At 63.4% G+C, this 15,791-nt stretch carries 13 protein-coding genes; 11 read left to right on the top strand and 2 right to left on the bottom strand.

Annotated features, from left to right (window positions below; translation table 11 throughout):
* Positions 1-2: 2 nt before the first annotated feature.
* The 3 genes from IPN92_16670 to IPN92_16680 are packed head-to-tail and all read left to right on the top strand — an operon-like array spanning position 3 to position 5,232.
* Positions 3-362: a hypothetical protein gene (locus IPN92_16670; protein ID MBK8639820.1), complete on the top strand. Its 360-nt coding sequence runs from the start codon at positions 3-5 to the stop codon at positions 360-362.
* Positions 349-4,623, top strand: a complete 4,275-nt coding sequence (locus tag IPN92_16675; protein MBK8639821.1) for a PAS domain S-box protein — start codon at positions 349-351, stop codon at positions 4,621-4,623. Before IPN92_16670 ends, IPN92_16675 begins: the two co-directional genes overlap by 14 nt.
* A 3-nt stretch (positions 4,624-4,626) precedes the next feature.
* The gene (locus tag IPN92_16680) at positions 4,627-5,232 is read left to right on the top strand and encodes a response regulator transcription factor (protein ID MBK8639822.1); all 606 of its coding nucleotides are present in this window, start codon (positions 4,627-4,629) and stop codon (positions 5,230-5,232) included.
* Between the two features lie 198 nt (positions 5,233-5,430).
* Here IPN92_16680 and IPN92_16685 read toward each other — a convergent pair whose 3' ends face one another.
* Positions 5,431-5,814 carry a retropepsin-like domain-containing protein gene (locus tag IPN92_16685; protein ID MBK8639823.1) on the bottom strand — a complete coding sequence of 128 codons (384 nt, stop codon included), beginning with the start codon at positions 5,812-5,814 and terminating at the stop codon, positions 5,431-5,433.
* On the bottom strand, positions 5,811-6,071 hold the full coding sequence (locus tag IPN92_16690; protein MBK8639824.1) for a hypothetical protein: 261 nt from the start codon (positions 6,069-6,071) through the stop codon (positions 5,811-5,813). Before IPN92_16690 ends, IPN92_16685 begins: the two co-directional genes overlap by 4 nt.
* A gap of 622 nt (positions 6,072-6,693) precedes the next feature.
* Here IPN92_16690 and IPN92_16695 point away from each other — a divergent pair.
* The 8 genes from IPN92_16695 to IPN92_16730 all read left to right on the top strand — a co-directional run bounded on the left by IPN92_16695 (position 6,694) and on the right by IPN92_16730 (position 15,784).
* A complete protein-coding gene (locus IPN92_16695) occupies positions 6,694-7,932 on the top strand; it encodes an integrase arm-type DNA-binding domain-containing protein (GenBank protein ID MBK8639825.1) in 1,239 nt (412 codons plus the stop codon).
* Positions 7,929-8,666, top strand: coding sequence for a hypothetical protein (locus IPN92_16700; protein MBK8639826.1), 738 nt, complete (start codon positions 7,929-7,931; stop codon positions 8,664-8,666). The genes IPN92_16695 and IPN92_16700 overlap by 4 nt, the downstream gene beginning before the upstream one ends.
* A 179-nt stretch (positions 8,667-8,845) precedes the next feature.
* Positions 8,846-9,067, top strand: a complete 222-nt coding sequence (locus IPN92_16705; protein ID MBK8639827.1) for an AlpA family transcriptional regulator — start codon at positions 8,846-8,848, stop codon at positions 9,065-9,067.
* Between the two features lie 8 nt (positions 9,068-9,075).
* Complete coding sequence (locus IPN92_16710) at positions 9,076-9,933, top strand: P4 alpha zinc-binding domain protein (protein ID MBK8639828.1); 858 nt, start codon at positions 9,076-9,078, stop codon at positions 9,931-9,933.
* On the top strand, positions 9,926-11,113 hold the full coding sequence (locus IPN92_16715; protein ID MBK8639829.1) for an AAA family ATPase: 1,188 nt from the start codon (positions 9,926-9,928) through the stop codon (positions 11,111-11,113). Before IPN92_16710 ends, IPN92_16715 begins: the two co-directional genes overlap by 8 nt.
* A gap of 584 nt (positions 11,114-11,697) precedes the next feature.
* Positions 11,698-12,363: a hypothetical protein gene (locus IPN92_16720; protein MBK8639830.1), complete on the top strand. Its 666-nt coding sequence runs from the start codon at positions 11,698-11,700 to the stop codon at positions 12,361-12,363.
* Positions 12,364-13,021: 658 nt separating this feature from the next.
* Positions 13,022-13,930 (top strand): ImmA/IrrE family metallo-endopeptidase, encoded by a 909-nt coding sequence (locus tag IPN92_16725; protein MBK8639831.1) that lies wholly within the window; start codon positions 13,022-13,024, stop codon positions 13,928-13,930.
* A gap of 24 nt (positions 13,931-13,954) precedes the next feature.
* On the top strand, positions 13,955-15,784 hold the full coding sequence (locus IPN92_16730) for a site-specific DNA-methyltransferase (protein ID MBK8639832.1): 1,830 nt from the start codon (positions 13,955-13,957) through the stop codon (positions 15,782-15,784).
* Positions 15,785-15,791 lie beyond the last annotated feature (7 nt).

Below are 15,791 nucleotides of genomic sequence, written 5' to 3' on the forward strand. Positions count from 1 at the left end.
AGGTGCTGATCCTGCTGTGCACCCATACGGGGCATGACTTCTCCCTCTACAAAAAGCCCTCGCTTTATCGGCGCATCGAACGGCGCATGGCCCTTGTCGAAGTTCGAGCAGATGCTGTTACGGCGCTTCTCGCCCGCGGCGGTGCTTGCCCATCCCCAGGGCGACATCCTCTCCATCAGTGGCCGTACCGGCAAGTATCTGGAGCCCCCCAGCGGCCAGCTCAACTGGAACATCTTTGCCATGGCCCGGGAGGAATTGACGCGGCTGCGCGCCGGGGACGCCGCGGTTGTCCCCTCCCCGAAAAGGCCAGGCCACTATCATTCCGCGGACCCTTAGACGCTAACAACCATGAAAAACAGTAAGGATGCGTCGGCGGCGGCTCCGGTGACGCCGACGGGGAGCTCTGTGCTGCGGGGTCTGGCCGAGGCGGAACTGGAGCGGCAGGAGGCATCCGGGTCCCGGGAGACCGAGCCCTGGGTCGCGGGCCAGGCTCAGCGGCTCGTCCATGAGTTGCAAGTCCATCAGATCGAGCTGGAGATGCAGAACCAGGCCCTGTGCGAGACGCGCCAGGAACTGGAAGCGAGTCTGAAAAACGCCGCCGATTTCTTCGAAATGGGACCCATCGGCTATGGTTCCCTCACCGACACGGGCTCCATCCTGGCGATCAACCTGGTCGGCGCGGACCTGCTCGGTTATCCCCGTGACGAACTGATCGACAAACGCCTTGGTATCTTTGTCGCCCCGCGGGACCGGGTAGTCTTCAGCGCCTTTATCGACCGGCTGTTCGGGGCGGGGGCCCGGCAGATGTGCCAGGTGTTTCTGGCCACCGATGATAACCCGCCGCGCCGGTTGCAACTGGAAGGCACGCCCTCCGCCGCCAGCCCTGATCGCCGGTGCCTGATCGCCATGCTGGACATTACCGAACGGGAGCAACGCTACCGGGCGCGCACCACGAGCCTGCGGGAAAAGGCCGAGCTTTTCATCCTCAGCATGGAGAGTCGCGAGCTTGTTAAATTGTTGGTCGAGCCCGCGACGGGGCGACTCCTGGAGGCGTCTCCGGCGGCGGCGAACTTATATGGCTATCCCCGGGAGCAACTGCGCCAGATGCACCTCTGGGAGATTCATACCCTGAGTCGCGAGGAGTGCCTGGAGAAGCTGGCCATAGCGGCGCACAGTCGGATGCTGCCGGCACCGCTGGCCAGCCGGCACCGCCTGCGTAATGGCGAAGAAATCGAGGTCGAGGTCTATTGGGAACTGCTGAGTCGCCCGGGTCACCCCCTCATCCTGGCCACGCTGTTCGACGTGACTCAAGCCAGGCGGGATCAGCAAGCCCTGGCGACGAGCGAGGCCCGCTTGCAACGGGTCCTGGAGGGAACCCGGCAGAGCTATTGGGAACTGAATTGCGCGACGAACCAGCTCTGGACCAGCCCGCATGGGGCGCCCCTTCTGGGCCTCCCGGTGGGCGAGGTGACCCTGGATGTGCAGCACTGGTTGCAGCTCGTGCATCCCGAGGATCGCCCGGGCTTGGTCGCGGCGATGGATGCGCGTTTCGCGGGTCAGGCCACCCCGGACGCCTACGAGTATCGGTTACAAGCCGAAGATGGCGCCTGGCGCTGGATTCTGTCGCGGGGGGGCGTCGCCGAATACGATGCCCAGGGCAAGCCCCTCCTGTTCGTCGGGACCGACGACGACATCACGGCGCGCAAGCAATTCGAGGAGAACCTGCGACATAGCGAGGAAAAATTCCGGGGCCTGGTCGAGACCATCAGCGCTTGCATCTGGGAAACCGATCGCCAGGGGCGCTTCACCTATCTCAGTCCCCAATTCGAGGCGCTGACGGGCCATCCGCCGGCGGACTTTCTGGGCAGGAAACCCGAGGAACTCCTCCCGCAAGCGGCAAGACGGGAGGCCTCACGGCGGAACCTGAATTACCTGGTTAGCCAAAAGCCTTTTTCTGGGTTGCAATGTCCTTTGCCGCATCGCGACGGCCGCCCGCGGGTCGCCGGCGTCAGTGGCACCCCCTTTTTTGGCGCCCAGGGCGAATTCCTGGGCATGCGGGGTATCGCGGGTGACATCACGGACCGCCTGCGTCGGGAGGCGGAGTTGGCGGAGGTCCGGGCCGTCGCCGCCCGGCACACGAGCGAATCGCGCCTCGGCGCCCTCGTCCAGCAAGGCCTGGCCGGAGTGGTCGAAATCGATCAGCAAACCCGGTTGGTGGATGTCAATAGCCGCTTTTGCACCCTCCTGGGTTATAGCCGCGAGGAACTTCTCGGCCAGCATTGGTCGGACATCATCCTCCCCGGGGATGACGCCGAGGACCCACGGTGGCTAGATGACCTGCTCGATCAACGGCAAGCCGGCACGGTCGAGGCACGTTGCCATCGCCAGAACCGGGAATGGGTGTGGATGAACCTGGCCGCGGCGCCCATTGCCGACCCGGAGGCGGGGCAGCCGGCGGGCGCCATCATCCTGGTCATGGATATCACCGAACGCAAACAGGCGGAGACCCTGCTGCGCCAGAGCGAAGCGGCGGCCCGGCGGAGGCTGGCCGAAATCGAGGCCTTTTACGATAGCGCCCCGGTGGGACTCTGCGCCCTGGATAGCGAGCTGCGCTTCTTGCGCATCAACGCCCAGATGGCGGAGTTGTATGGCCCCGCGATCGGGGCCTACCCCGGCCGTACCCTCCGCGAGGTGCTCCCCGACTTTGCCGCCCAGGTCGAACCCCTGCTCCGCTCCGTCCTGACCACGGGCAAAGCCGTCCGCAACTATGAATCGACCGGTCAGACCCCCGATCAACCCGGGGTCACGCGGACCTGGCAAACGCATTTTTTTCCCCTGAAAAGCCTCCATGAGCGGGTCATTGGCATCAGCATCGTCATGGAGGACATTACCGCGCGCCGGCTGGCCGACCGGAATCTGCGCGACAGTGAACGGCGTTGTCGTAAACTCAGCGCCGATCTGGAGCGCAAGGTAGTGGCGCGCACCGCCGAGGCCAACGCGGCCAACGCGGCCAAGAGCGAGTTCCTGGCCCACATGAGCCATGAGATCCGCACGCCGCTGAATGCGGTGCTGGGCCTGGCCCAACTCCTGGGGCGCGAGCCCCTGGGGGACGGCCAGCGCCGCATGGTCGAGCGCATCGAGGAGGCCGGCGAGAACCTGCTTGGCATCATCGATGAAATCCTCGACCTGTCGAGGATCGAGGCCGGCCGGATGCGGATCGAACTTGGCCATCTCGACCTGGCGGACCACCTGGCCAAGATCGAGGGCCTCATGAGCATCACCGCCCGGGACAAGGGGCTGACACTCCGCGTGATTACGCCATCGAAGCCCTTGGGCATCCTGGTGGGGGATGGGCTGCGCCTGAAGCAGGTCCTGGTCAATTTGCTGTGCAATGCCATCAAATTCACCCATCGGGGCGAGGTGTCCCTCCTGGTCCACCCCGTGGCGGTGTCCGATACGGCCATCCGGCTGATCTTCGAGGTCCGGGATACGGGGATCGGCATCGACCCCGAGGCCTTACAAGGGCTCTTTACCCCCTTCACCCAGGCTACTCACGGCACGACTCGCCTCTACGGAGGCACGGGCCTGGGGCTGGCCATCAGTAAGCACCTGGTGGAACTGATGGGCGGCACGATCGGCGTTGCCAGCCTGCCGGGCCGGGGTAGCACCTTCTGGTTTGAACTCCCTTTTGCCAGGGCCGATAACGGGGAGTCGGACCTGGAGCCTGGGCGGGAGATCGAGGCCACCGCCGTTCCGCGCCTGACCGATCGGCATTTCCTGGTCGTGGACGACAGCGAAATCAACCGCGAGGTGGTGAGGCAGGCCCTGGAGCTTGAGGGTGCCCGGGTCCGCCTGGCGGTGGATGGCCAGGAGGCCCTGGAGATTTTGCAGCGCGAGCCCAGTGCCTATGACGCCGTGTTGATGGATGTCCAGATGCCGGTCATGGATGGGCTGAGCGCCACGCGGTTGATCCGGCGGGAACTGGCCCTGACCGAACTCCCCATCATTGCCCTGACCGCCGGGGCCCTACCCTGGCAGCAGGAAGAAGCCCGGCGGGCCGGGTGCAATGACGTCCTGACCAAGCCGTTCAAACTGAAGGGGATGGTGGCGCTGTTGTGGCAATGGGTCCAGACCCGGCCCTCGACCACCGACCCCGCAGCCCCGGCACCCCGCCTGCCGGAACCCGGTATCCTGCCGCCGCTGGCCCCCGGTATGGGGGGTGCCTTTCCGTCCATTGCCGGCATCGATAGCGACCAGGCCGCCGAGACCTTGTGCGGGAATCGGGCCATGTTCCTGAAACTCCTGGGGCAATTCGCCACCAGTTACGGCAGCCTGGTCGCCGAGGTACGGGGAGACCTGGAGCGGGGCGAGCGGGATAGCGCCGCCCGGCGGCTGCACAACCTGCGCGGCAACGCCGGCAGTCTCGGCGCCATGGACCTGATGGGAGCGGCTAGACTGATGGAGGAGGCCATCGACCGGGGCGAAACCGACCTCGATGCTGGGCTGGCGGATTTGGATGACCGGCTCGCGACCTTGATCGCGGCCCTGGCGCCCTGGCGGGAGCAGGCTCCGGCCGAAGGCGGAGCCGCTCTTCAGACCCCTGATAACTCTGGCGGGAGATAGCCGATGGACGCGGAACCCACCGTTTTTGTCATCGACGACGATGATAACCAACGGCAAATGCTGCGCTGGCTCTTCGAGTCGGTCCAGCTCAAGGTCAGGGACTTTAGCTCCGCCAGGGCCTATCTGGAGGAATTGGACATCAAGGCCCCGGGCTGCGCCATCCTGGATTTGCGCATGCCGGAGATGGATGGCCTGGAGTTGTTGCATGCCCTGCGGGCGCACCGCTCGGCCATGCCGGTGATCATGCTCAGCGCCTATGGCGAAATCCCCACGGCGGTCAAAAGCATGCAGTTAGGCGCCGTGGATTTCCTGGAGAAGCCCGTCAATCATCAGTACCTCCTGGAGCGGGTGCGCAAGGCCCTGGCGGTGGATCAGCGCTATCGGGAGGAATATGGCGACCTGGAGGAAATGACCACCCGCCTGGAGACCCTCACCCCGCGCGAGCGGGAGGTTTTGCAGCATATCGTCCAGGGTAAGGCCAACAAGGCCATCGCCTGGGAACTCGGCAACAGCGTCCGCACGATCGAAACCCATCGCGCCAATCTGATGAAAAAGCTGCAGATCAAATCCGTCGCCGAACTGGTGCGGCTCACCACCCTGCCGCGGTGAGGTTAGCCCAATCCAACCCCATCTATATACCCAACAACTTTGAGTTTTCGGTTTCCCGGGCCGGGTGGCGTCCGGCGGGGGACGCCGTGAATACATCCCTGTAGGCTTGGCGACAGCATCCCTGCTGTCGACACCCCCGCCCGCCGCCACCCGACCCTCCCGCTCGCCGCCGAAGCGTGATCAGCGCTGGGTATAACTTCAGACTGAAAATTTGATGGCCAGATTCCCGAGATCGAGAACGGCTCGAGCCCGGAGCAGTACGTCCAGACCTAAGATGCCATTCATTTTGAGCCCAAAGTTCAAGTCGCCAAATTCCGCTTCCAGGGATGCGGTTTCGTATCCGTGCAGGGCGATCGCGTCGACCTGTCTGGAAAACACATACTCCACCCCACCCACTCCCCGTATCCGGCGGATGATGTCGGTGGGCTCCGGATGAATGCCCAGCGGGGCGACGGCATCGATGGAGAGCAGCGTCGTGGACGAACCGGTATCCACCAAAATATCGTCAATCTCCAACCGGGCACCGCGATAGGCTAAGGTGAGTGACGAAAACAGCAGGGATTCGCGCAGTACAAGCTTCATGCGCCTGCCCTGACACCCATCCAGCGCCGCTCTTCAAGCCGCAAATCCTGGCGGCTGGTATGCACGAAAATGAACTCACGCGCGGGATATGTTCGATGAAGACGCCGGTAGGCCGCGAATGCCGCGGCGCCATCGGGACATTTTTCGACCACCGTCACATCATCGCCCACGAATACGTCGCCCTCCTCATGGAACCGGATCGCCTCGACGATCAGCCACTCGTTGGGATACTCGGTCCGAACCTCTCCCCATTTCATGGATACCTCCTGGCGCTTTGGGTAGTGCCCCAATCAGCAGGATGATGACGAAGCTTATAGATATTAATCAGCATTTTAGAAAATTCTATCCTGCTGATCGGGGCACTACCGTATGGGTGGCTGGCACGCCGGGCGGTTGAGGTGACTGGCTCCTCTGCCCGGAGCGGTGTTGGGGATGATGCGCAGGTTCTGGCGGTCAGGAGACGGTCTTGATGATCCGCGCCACGACCCATTCGCTGGCTCTGTCTTGCAAAATGCCGAAAGCCGGCGCTGGCGCTGGCGCTGGCGCTGGCGCTGGCGAGAGGATGGCAATCCAGCCGGCCGAGTCAAATCCGTCGCCGATCCGGTTTGCCTCGCCACCCTGCAGCGGTGAGGACGGGGAAGTCGGACCTGCAAACCAACTTGTGGTTAGAGGGATCGATCAGGAAAATGCCCTTGGTTCACACCAAGAGCTTGTATTGAGTGGCGGAGAGGGTGTCCTCTGAGAACTTGTCTTCATCATTCCGAATGCTCCTTAAATTTCTTCCACATCAGTAGTTTATAGTCCTTGCCCTGCCGCACCAATCCGCTATAATCTTCACCAAGTGGTAGCTTGAATGGTAGCTTGGTTTAGGGGGCAGATATGGCGGCAAAGCAACTCAACTCGCGTAAGGTGGATACCATCGGCCCCGGGCGGCATCCGGATGGCGATGGGCTGTACCTGGTGGTCACGGCTAGTCTATCGCGATCCTGGCAGGCACGTTACACATTCGCCGGGCGCCGGCAGTGGATGGGGCTGGGACTGGCCAAGGGGTCAAATCTGGCCCAGGCCCGCAAGGATAATGAGAAGTGGCAAGACTTGGCCCGCCAAGGCCAGGACCCGAAGGCGGCCCGGGAAGCGGAGCGGCTGGCGGTGCAATCGGTCCCCTCCTTCACATCCTGCGCCGCCGCGTTCATCCGGGCGCATCGGCGGGGCTGGCGTAATCGTAAACACGGGCGCCAATGGGTTGCCTCCCTCAAGACCTATGCCCGCCCGATCATCGGCACCAAGCCCATTGACCAGATCGGCACCGAGGATGTGCTGAAAATCCTCTCTCCGGTCTGGTTGACCCGCAACGAGACCGCCAGTCGGGTACGGGGGCGCCTGGAAAACATCCTCGACTACGCCGCCGCCCGCAAGTGGCGTGATCCGCTGAACCCGGCCCGCTGGCGCGGCCACCTGGACAAGCTGCTACCGAAACCGGCCAAGGTGCAAAGCGGTGACCATCACCCAGCCATGCCCTATACCGATGTGCCCGCCTTCATGCGGCGCCTATGTGGCCATCCCTCCATCTCCTCATCCGCCCTGCAACTCCTGATACTTACCGCCAGCCGGACCAATGAGGTCCTGGGGGCGCAGTGGTCCGAGATCGACTTGGCAAACCGGGTGTGGACCATCCCCGGTGGGCGGCTGGGGCGCATGAAGGGCGGGCGGGAGCATCGGATACCCCTGGTGCCGCAAGCGGTCGCGCTCCTGGAGGCCCTGCCGCGTGTCGTGGGCACTCCCTTCGTGTTTCCGGGCGCCAAAGCGGGCAGGCCCTTGTCGAACATGAGCCTCCTGCAATTGATGCGGGGCTTGGGGCACGGCGTCGGCGGGTCGCTGTCCTCCGCCGTGCCGCATGGGTTCCGTAGCTCTTTCCGCGATTGGAGCGGGGAGGTGTCCAGTTTCCCCCGCGATGTGTGCGAAATGGCCCTGGCCCATGCCATCGAAAACAAGGTCGAGGCCGCGTATCGGCGGGGTGACCTGTTTGAGAAGCGGCGCCTGTTGATGGAGGCATGGGCGAATTACTGCCTGACCGCTGGCGCCGAGGTGGTGTCCCTGGATGCGCGTAGAGCGGCATGAGCGACGACGCCAAGATCATCGGCCTGACGGAGTTCATCCGCCTGTTCACCCTCCCCGGCGAGCCCGAGGAGCCGGTGACGCTGGAGGGGAAGACCGGGGACGCGGCACTCGACAGGGAAGTCCCCTCGGGCGAGATGATGACCTGGAGCCCCCGACATCCGCCCCGGCCCCTGCTCCAGATCGTGCCCGGTATCAACCCGCCACCCATCAAGGAGGTGGAGGTACGGACGGAATGGGAACTGCCGCGCGCCGAGGAGGGGGAGGTACAGACGGCATGGGACCGGGCGCAAGGGCGGTGCGTATTTGTCTCCCACTACAGCGAGGAGAAGCTGGAGCCTGAGTTTATGGTGGACGAGCTCGGGGTGCGATCCCTGTTGCCGGACGTAACGGAGATGGCGGCCCTGCACCTGTCGGCGGAGGAGAAGCTGGGCATTCTGGAGGAGGTCCAAGCGGTCAATCTCACCTGGCCAGTGAGCATGAACGAGGTGCGGGCCTGGGCGGAGCGGATGGATTACGAGATGGCTGGGCAGGACGAAACAAGTGGCGGTAGCGAGAAGAAAAAGCCCGGACCACGGCAGAAACCGGAAATGGCGGCGGCGGTTGATAGAGCCTTGAACGCGATCATCACTGACAGAAAACCCAAGAAAGTAGCAGCATTGGAAGCGGCTGAGGTTTACGGAGTAAATCCAGAGTCGGTGCTGCGCACGGTACGACGACGAAGTAACGACTCATGAAGATCACAACCGCCTCAGGGCGGTTTTTTTATGCCTGGATCATGGGGGGGAGGACAATTATCGCGGTTTAATTGTCCGCTGAATTGTCCTAACGTGCCGGGTGACAAGGATATTTTTTCTGCCTAGCCTATCGCAATGGTTCCGCACAGGGCGGAATCGTCACACTGGGATTTGGCAGCATGGCAACAGTTATATTGAGGCGAGATGAGGTAGAGCGGCGCACCGGGCTGTCTCGGTCGGCCATCTACGGAAAACTTAAACAAAACCCGAATAAGCCCCATGAATTCGACCCGACCTTTCCTCGGCCCGTAAAACTTGGATCGCAGGCTGTCGGATGGGTCGAGTCAGAAATTGAGGATTGGATTACCGCGCAGATAGCCAAAACCCGCAAGGCGGCGTAGGGGCGGACATGCGTTATTCAACAAACACTGCTGATGAACTCCCCTATCTCGCCCGCGACAAGTGGCGCGTAATCCTTCCCGCCCTGGGCATCGCCTCTGAATTTCTCAAAAACCGCCATGGTCCCTGCCCGGGCTGCGGGGGGCGGGACCGCTACCGGTGGGACGATAAGGCGGGTCGCGGCACCTTCGTTTGCGGCGGCGGGGGAGACACCCTGACCGGCGACGGTTTCGACTTGCTTGCCCACGTTTTCGGCTGGAGCAAGCCCGAAACCTTCCGCGCCGTGGCAGAAATCCTGGGAGTGGCGGGCGATGCACAGCCGCCTGCCAGGAAGCCCCTAGCATCCCATCGTCCGCCGCCCGCTCCCGCTCCACAACGGGATACAGGGGCCTACGCCCGCGCCCTGTGGGGCCGGGTGAACAGGGAGGGGGCCATCGTCGCGGCGCATCCCTACGCCATCGCCAAGCGGCTTGGCGGGGCCTTTGGAGCCGGTCGGACCCGCGCCTCGGGCCGGCTGATCGGGCAAGGCGCTGACTGCATCATCGTCCCCGTGCGTAATCCCGATGGGGTTCTGGTGGCGGTGGAGTGCTTGAGCGAGAACCGGGACGCCAACGGCAAGTTTCTCCGGCAGTCGTTCGGGCCGAAGTCCGGTGGCTGGCTGGTGCTGGGCAACGATCTTGATCCGAACCTGCCCCGCTACGTCGTGGAAGGGTGGGCGACGGGGGCCAAGATGTTGGAGCACATGGGCGGGAATTGCGCTGTCTACGTCGCATTTGGGGCCGGACGATTGCGGGCGGTAGCTGAGGAAGTCGAACACCGCTGGCCAGGGAGTGAGGTGATTGTCTGCCGGGAGGCCGCCCATGCCTAAAATCGTCACATTTCCGCACGGCCTCTGGGGCAACGATGCTGCCGACTGGCCAGGCACGGGACAGGAATGGGCTGAGGCCATGCACCGGGCTGAGGAGCAGGCAAACACGGGGCCGGACCCCGCGCCAGCCGAGGAGGAACCACCCAAGACCCGGTATCACCTGATGACCCCGGATGAACTGGGGGCCCTGCCTCGGGCCGGTTATCGTATCAAGGACGTGCTACCCGCCAATGGGGTAGGCGGATTGTATGGAGCGCCGAAGTCGGGGAAAACGTTTCTGACACTGGACTGCGCCGCCGCCATCACCGAGGGCCGGGACTGGTTCGGCTACCGCACGCGCCCGGCGCCCGTGGTCTATGTCGGGCTGGAGGGCGAGGCCGGCCTAGCCCAGCGCTGGGAGGCGTATGACCGCATCAAGGGCCAGACCCGCCAGGCAGAACTGCGCTTTATCACCGCGCCGTGGTCCATCCTGGCATCGGGGGACCTGGTGGCGCTGGCGGACGCCATTCGGGGGGCCGGCTGCGTGGACGGGGTGACAATTATTGACACCCTGAACGCCGCATCTCCGGGGGCCGATGAAAACGCCAGTGCGGATATGAGCCGGATCATTGGCGGCGCCAAACGGTTGCAGCGGGAAGTGGGGGGGCTGGTCCTGCTGATTCATCACTCTGGCAAAGATGCGAGTCGAGGGCTGCGGGGCCATTCCAGCTTGACCGGCGCCGTGGACGTGATTATCGAAGTCTCTCGCGATGAATCGGGGGACCGGCGCCACTGGCGGGTGGAGCGGGGCAAGGACATCCCGGAATCCGACCCGATTCCCTTCGCCCTATCCGTGGTTGAACTGGGAGCGGATGAGGACGGGGATATGTTGACCTCCTGCGTGGTGCAGCCTCGGGAGCGCACCGAGGACGAGGTGAAGCGCACCAAACCGCCATCGGGGGGCAATATGCGCATCGCCCTTGACGCTATCAGCGTGGCCCTCAAGGCGTCCCATGACTACGCGCAGGAAGGCGCCCCGGACTCGCGGCCCTGCGTGACCTGGGAGCAGGCCATGGAGGCCGCCGCCGCCCGCATGACCACCGACGACAAGCACCGTCGCCAACGGGCACAGGAAGCGATTACCAGCCTGGTTGCGAAGGGGCATCTCTCCTACCAGAACGGTTGGATGTGGCTGCCATGACGACACCCCTTCCCCCCCGTTCCCGCTTTTCCCGGTTTCCCGGACCCTATAAAAAGGGTCCGGGAAAACCGGGAAGTGAGGAAGTGTCCCGGAATTCCCGGAAAAACGGAAAAACGGGAAAACCGGGAAAGCTACCCCTTACCCATCTTGCCCTGGCTGGAGGACCTTCCTCTGTGGCAGGAACAAAGACGCCTGCCAGGGAGGCAGACAAGGACCCCCTCAAGGTTTGCCCCCAGTGTGAGTGCGCCCATGCGCCCGCGCCTGCCTGCCCCGAGTGCAGTTTCGAGTACCCCGTCCAACCGCGCGAGATCGCGCAAGTGGACGGGACCTTGGTTGAGGTCCGTCCTGACGACCGACGGTTACAGGCTAAGCGCGAACAGGCCGCCTGCCGGACCCTTGATGACCTGAAAGCCCTCGCCGCCGCTCGTGGCTATCGCGCCGCATGGGCCGAAAAGGTTTGGGCCGCCCGGTCCTCGCGCCCGCGTCTGCATCGAGGGTGGCGAGCCGCGTAACCTTTCAAAACACCCCGCCCGGCACCGCGACAGGTCGCGGCGGGCGCATTTAACCAACGGAGACAGTTGACGATGGACATAAACAACAACGACCAAGCCCATGCCGTGCGGGGCCTGTGGTGCGCGCTGCAACGCACGTCGGAACACGGCTTGGTCCCAAAAGCCGTGCCTGCCGCCCGTCTGGCCGACATCGTCCGACAGGGCGGGGCTGCGGGGTGGCAAATCGAGGATTTACTGATCGACCTGGGAGCGCCGTGGGAGATCAGCGCACGCTGGCCGGAGATGGCGCGGCTGGCCGAAGCTCCGGTTCAGTGTCTTCGTTGGCGCCCGTCGGGACGCAGCAACAGGGCATCGGGCGTTGACGGCTTGACCCTGGCCGACCTGGCGGGGTTCGTGATCCGGCTCGAAAGCTGGGGCCTGCCCGTTGACCCTACCGAGTTGGTAGCCGCGATCTTGCCGACGGTCAAGACGAAGAAGCTGCTGACGGATCGCGAGTTGCGGGCCTACTGGTGGACATCGGAACGCCACCGGCTGCGCGACCTGCTCCGCTTCGCCGCGCCGATCCCGGAGAAGGATCGTGGAGTTCTGACCCTCCCATCCGGCTATCGCGCCGCCGCCCATGCCGACGGGCTGGTAATTGCCGGTCCGAAGTTCGGCAAACGACGCTGGGCGGATGCCCTGCTTTCCCTGGATGTTGACAACGCAACAGCGGCAACGGCCGCCAGCACGGGGATCTAACGAAATGGCATCGAACACCGAGATCGACATTGCAGTCGAGAAGCCCGACATGTCATAAGAAATTCTAATCTTGCCATATAATTTGTTTATTAAAAGCTAACTCCACTTAACAAAACTAAGTAGATTTTCTATGATCTACTCGAGTGCTTGACGCCATCGACCGGGAGCAGGTGTTGCGGGCCTTTCAGGAACTGCCGCCGGGGATGGGGATTACCACGCTGGCCCTGGCCTGGCTCTCCCGACTGCCACCGGGGCGAGGCCGCTAGTACCCCGCCACCAGTGGCCCTAAGAGGCCCGTAGGCGCGTCCATCCGGCTGGCCACACGAACGGCAAAGCCAAAGCCCAGGGCATAGCCTAACGCCCAGTTGCGTCCTAGTTCGTTGCCTTGCGTCGATTGGGGCAGGGGCCGATTGGAATCGGCGGGACCCTTCCGCCTTGGCGGCACTTTCCGCACACGATCCAGGGCCAGCGCTGCGGCGCTCTGGTGCGTCTGCCTGGCCCGATCCCGGTCTGCCGGTGCTTGATGGGGCTCGCCAACTCGCGGTGGCAGGTTTCGCGTTGCCCCTGGCCGTTACGCGCCGTATTCTGGCGTACACTGCGGCGGAGCCAGGTAATCCCCGGCTGTGCCGATCTGCCAACCAGCCCACGGGTTATCGTCATGACGGAACCAGACAACCGACCCGGCCAGGACCAGATGGGCCAGGACCAGCAGGACGCCGAACGCTCCCTGCTGGCCGACCTGCTGGAGCGTTCGCGGCTGTATCGCACCAGCAAGGACTACCTGGACCTGCTGAAGTTCGTCTCCCGGCTGCGCAACTTCGCGCCCTTCAACGCGATGCTGTTGCAGATTCAGCGGCCTGGGCTGACCTACGCGGCATCGGAATACGATTGGCGGACCCGTTTCAACCGCACCGTCAAGGAGGACGCCCGCCCCTTGCTGATCCTCTGGCCCTTTGGTCCGGTGGCCTTCGTCTACGACGTGCTGGACACCGAAGGGGACAAGGTGCCGGAGGACGCGGCCCAGACCTTCCACGCGACCGGCCCCATGGACGAGGCGGCCTTGACGAAGGCGACCGCAGGGCTCGAAAAAATCGGCATCGCTGTCGAGCAGGTTGACCAGGGGGACGGCTGGGCTGGGGAGATCGAGGCGGTCCGCCGCTCGAAGGACAAGAAGGTGCGCCCGGACTACCGGGTGCGGATCAACCAGAACCACGACGCCACCGTGCGGTTCGTCACCCTGGTGCATGAGTTGGGACACCTGTTCCTGGGGCACTTGGGGTCGGACAAGCATCTGAGCATCGACCAGCGCCCCAGGCCCGGCCACGCGGAAGCCGAGCTTGAGGCGGAGTCTCTGGCCTATCTGGTCTGCAAGCGCCGGGGTATCACGTCCAAGTCCGAAAGCTACCTTGCCGATTACGCGAAGGCGAACACCACGGTTGAGGGCCTGGACTTCTACCAACTGACCAAGGCGGCGGGCCAGGTAGAAACGGCGCTCGGGATCGCGGCCCATACCCTATTCGAGCCCAAGGACGAGCGTAACGCTCGCCCGGCGAACTCCCCCCTCTGAAACCAGACCATCGGAACCCACCTCATGCCGGAACTGTTCTTCAAGGGCAAGGAGTTCGTCTTTAATCATCACCTGGCGGTGCCCTTCCGCCCCCTGATCCCGGACCCCAATCGCTCCGTCGGCGAATCGGGCGAGCAGGGGCGCCTGGACGGCAACCTGATCGTCCACGGCGACAATCTGCACGCCCTCAAGGCGCTCCTGCCCCTCTATGCCGGCAAGGTGGACTGCATCTTCATCGACCCGCCCTACAACACCGGCAACGAGGGCTGGTGCTATAACGACAATGTGAACAGTCCGATGATGCGGGACTGGCTGAACAGCAACCCAGTGGGCATTGAGGACGGGCTGAGGCACGACAAGTGGCTGGCGATGATGTGGCCGCGGTTGCGGTTATTGCATGAGCTATTGTCGGAGAAGGGAAGTTTTTGGATGACATTAGACGACAACGAGGTGCATCGGGCTCGTTCGATGCTGGATGAGGTCTTCGGCGCAGAGAATTTCGTTGCGACATGCATTTGGCGCAAGAACTACGCTCCCAAGAGCAGCGCACGGCATTTTTCAGAAGATCACGATTATCTCATCGTCTACGCCAAGGACGCGGCAACGTGGACACCGAACCTTTTGGCCCGTACTGAGGAGCAAAACGCTGCCTATCGGGATACGGGCGACCCGCGTGGGCTGTGGCGACCAAATAACCTTGCCGCCCGAAATTACTACAGCAAAGGCACCTATTCCATCAATTGTCCAGGAGGTCGGACAATTCCTGGACCGCCATCTGGCTCATATTGGCGTGTCAGTGAAGACAAGCTTTGGGCGCTGCATCGGGACAACCGAATATGGTGGGGTGAAGATGGAAATAATGTACCCGCTCCCAAGATTTATCTGTCAGAAGTGAAGCAAGGTCGGGTGCCTCAGACGTTTTGGGATTGGACCGAAGTCGGTCATACGCAAGACGCCAAGAAGGCGTTGATCGCGATGCTGAGTTTCAACGCCTCTGAGGATGTGTTCGTCACCCCAAAGCCAGTTCCACTGATCGATCGGGTGCTGGCTCTGGCAGCAAATATGGACTCGGTTGTACTTGACTCCTTCGCTGGCGCTGGCACAACCGGCCATGCAGTCTTGAACGCGAACGCCAAGGACGGCGGCAACCGCCGCTTCATCCTGGTGGAATGCGAGGACTACGCCGACACCCTGACCGCCGAGCGGGTGCGCCGGGTGATCAAGGGTTATACCTTCCGGGGCACCCAGCGGGAGGAACTGCACCGGGAGCCGCTGACCTTCACCAGCCTCAAGAAGGCGGATAGGTTGCTGAACCATTTGGAGTCGATCAAGAACCTGGAGGGCCATCGCTTCGACCAGATCAAGGCCGTGGTCAAGGACGGCGAACTGATCGTGACCGGCGAACGCCAGGTGACTGAGCGCACTGAGGGCCTGGGGGGCGAGTTCACTTACTGCACCTTGGGTGAGGCGGTCGAGATGGACAAACTCCTGACCGGCGAGAACCTGCCGGACTTCGAGCAATTGGGGGCGCTCCTGTTCCATATGGCGACCACGCAGGCCAGGCCGATCGACTTGCAACCTGAAGAGGTCGCGGGGTGCGGCTATCTGGGGGCGTCGTCGGCACAACACCTGTGGCTGATCTATCGCCCGGACCTGGCCTTTCTCAAGTCGCGCGAGGCCGCCCTGACCCTCTACCGGGCCGAGGCCATCGCCCGCGCCAAGCCGGACAAACCGCACCTGGTTTTCGCCCCGGCCCGGTTTGTTTCCCAACGGATCTTGGACGAGGCCAAACTCCCGGTGAAGGTGGAGTTTGCCCCCCTGCCCTTTGCACTCTATCGCGTCGAGCGCACCTGAGGAGGTC

Source organism: Chromatiaceae bacterium (assembly GCA_016714645.1).
In the GTDB taxonomy this organism is placed as follows: domain Bacteria; phylum Pseudomonadota; class Gammaproteobacteria; order Chromatiales; family Chromatiaceae; genus M0108.

Bases quoted from the DNA above. Each gene is read 5' to 3' on its own strand.
- IPN92_16675 (MBK8639821.1), top strand. From the start codon at position 349: ATGAAAAACAGTAAGGATGCGTCGGCGGCGGCTCCGGTGACGCCGACG.
- IPN92_16680 (MBK8639822.1), top strand. From the start codon at position 4,627: ATGGACGCGGAACCCACCGTTTTTGTCATCGACGACGATGATAACCAA.
- IPN92_16685 (MBK8639823.1), bottom strand. From the start codon at position 5,814: ATGAAGCTTGTACTGCGCGAATCCCTGCTGTTTTCGTCACTCACCTTA.
- IPN92_16690 (MBK8639824.1), bottom strand. From the start codon at position 6,071: ATGAAATGGGGAGAGGTTCGGACCGAGTATCCCAACGAGTGGCTGATC.
- IPN92_16695 (MBK8639825.1), top strand. From the start codon at position 6,694: ATGGCGGCAAAGCAACTCAACTCGCGTAAGGTGGATACCATCGGCCCC.
- IPN92_16700 (MBK8639826.1), top strand. From the start codon at position 7,929: ATGAGCGACGACGCCAAGATCATCGGCCTGACGGAGTTCATCCGCCTG.
- IPN92_16705 (MBK8639827.1), top strand. From the start codon at position 8,846: ATGGCAACAGTTATATTGAGGCGAGATGAGGTAGAGCGGCGCACCGGG.
- IPN92_16710 (MBK8639828.1), top strand. From the start codon at position 9,076: ATGCGTTATTCAACAAACACTGCTGATGAACTCCCCTATCTCGCCCGC.
- IPN92_16715 (MBK8639829.1), top strand. From the start codon at position 9,926: ATGCCTAAAATCGTCACATTTCCGCACGGCCTCTGGGGCAACGATGCT.
- IPN92_16720 (MBK8639830.1), top strand. From the start codon at position 11,698: ATGGACATAAACAACAACGACCAAGCCCATGCCGTGCGGGGCCTGTGG.
- IPN92_16725 (MBK8639831.1), top strand. From the start codon at position 13,022: ATGACGGAACCAGACAACCGACCCGGCCAGGACCAGATGGGCCAGGAC.
- IPN92_16730 (MBK8639832.1), top strand. From the start codon at position 13,955: ATGCCGGAACTGTTCTTCAAGGGCAAGGAGTTCGTCTTTAATCATCAC.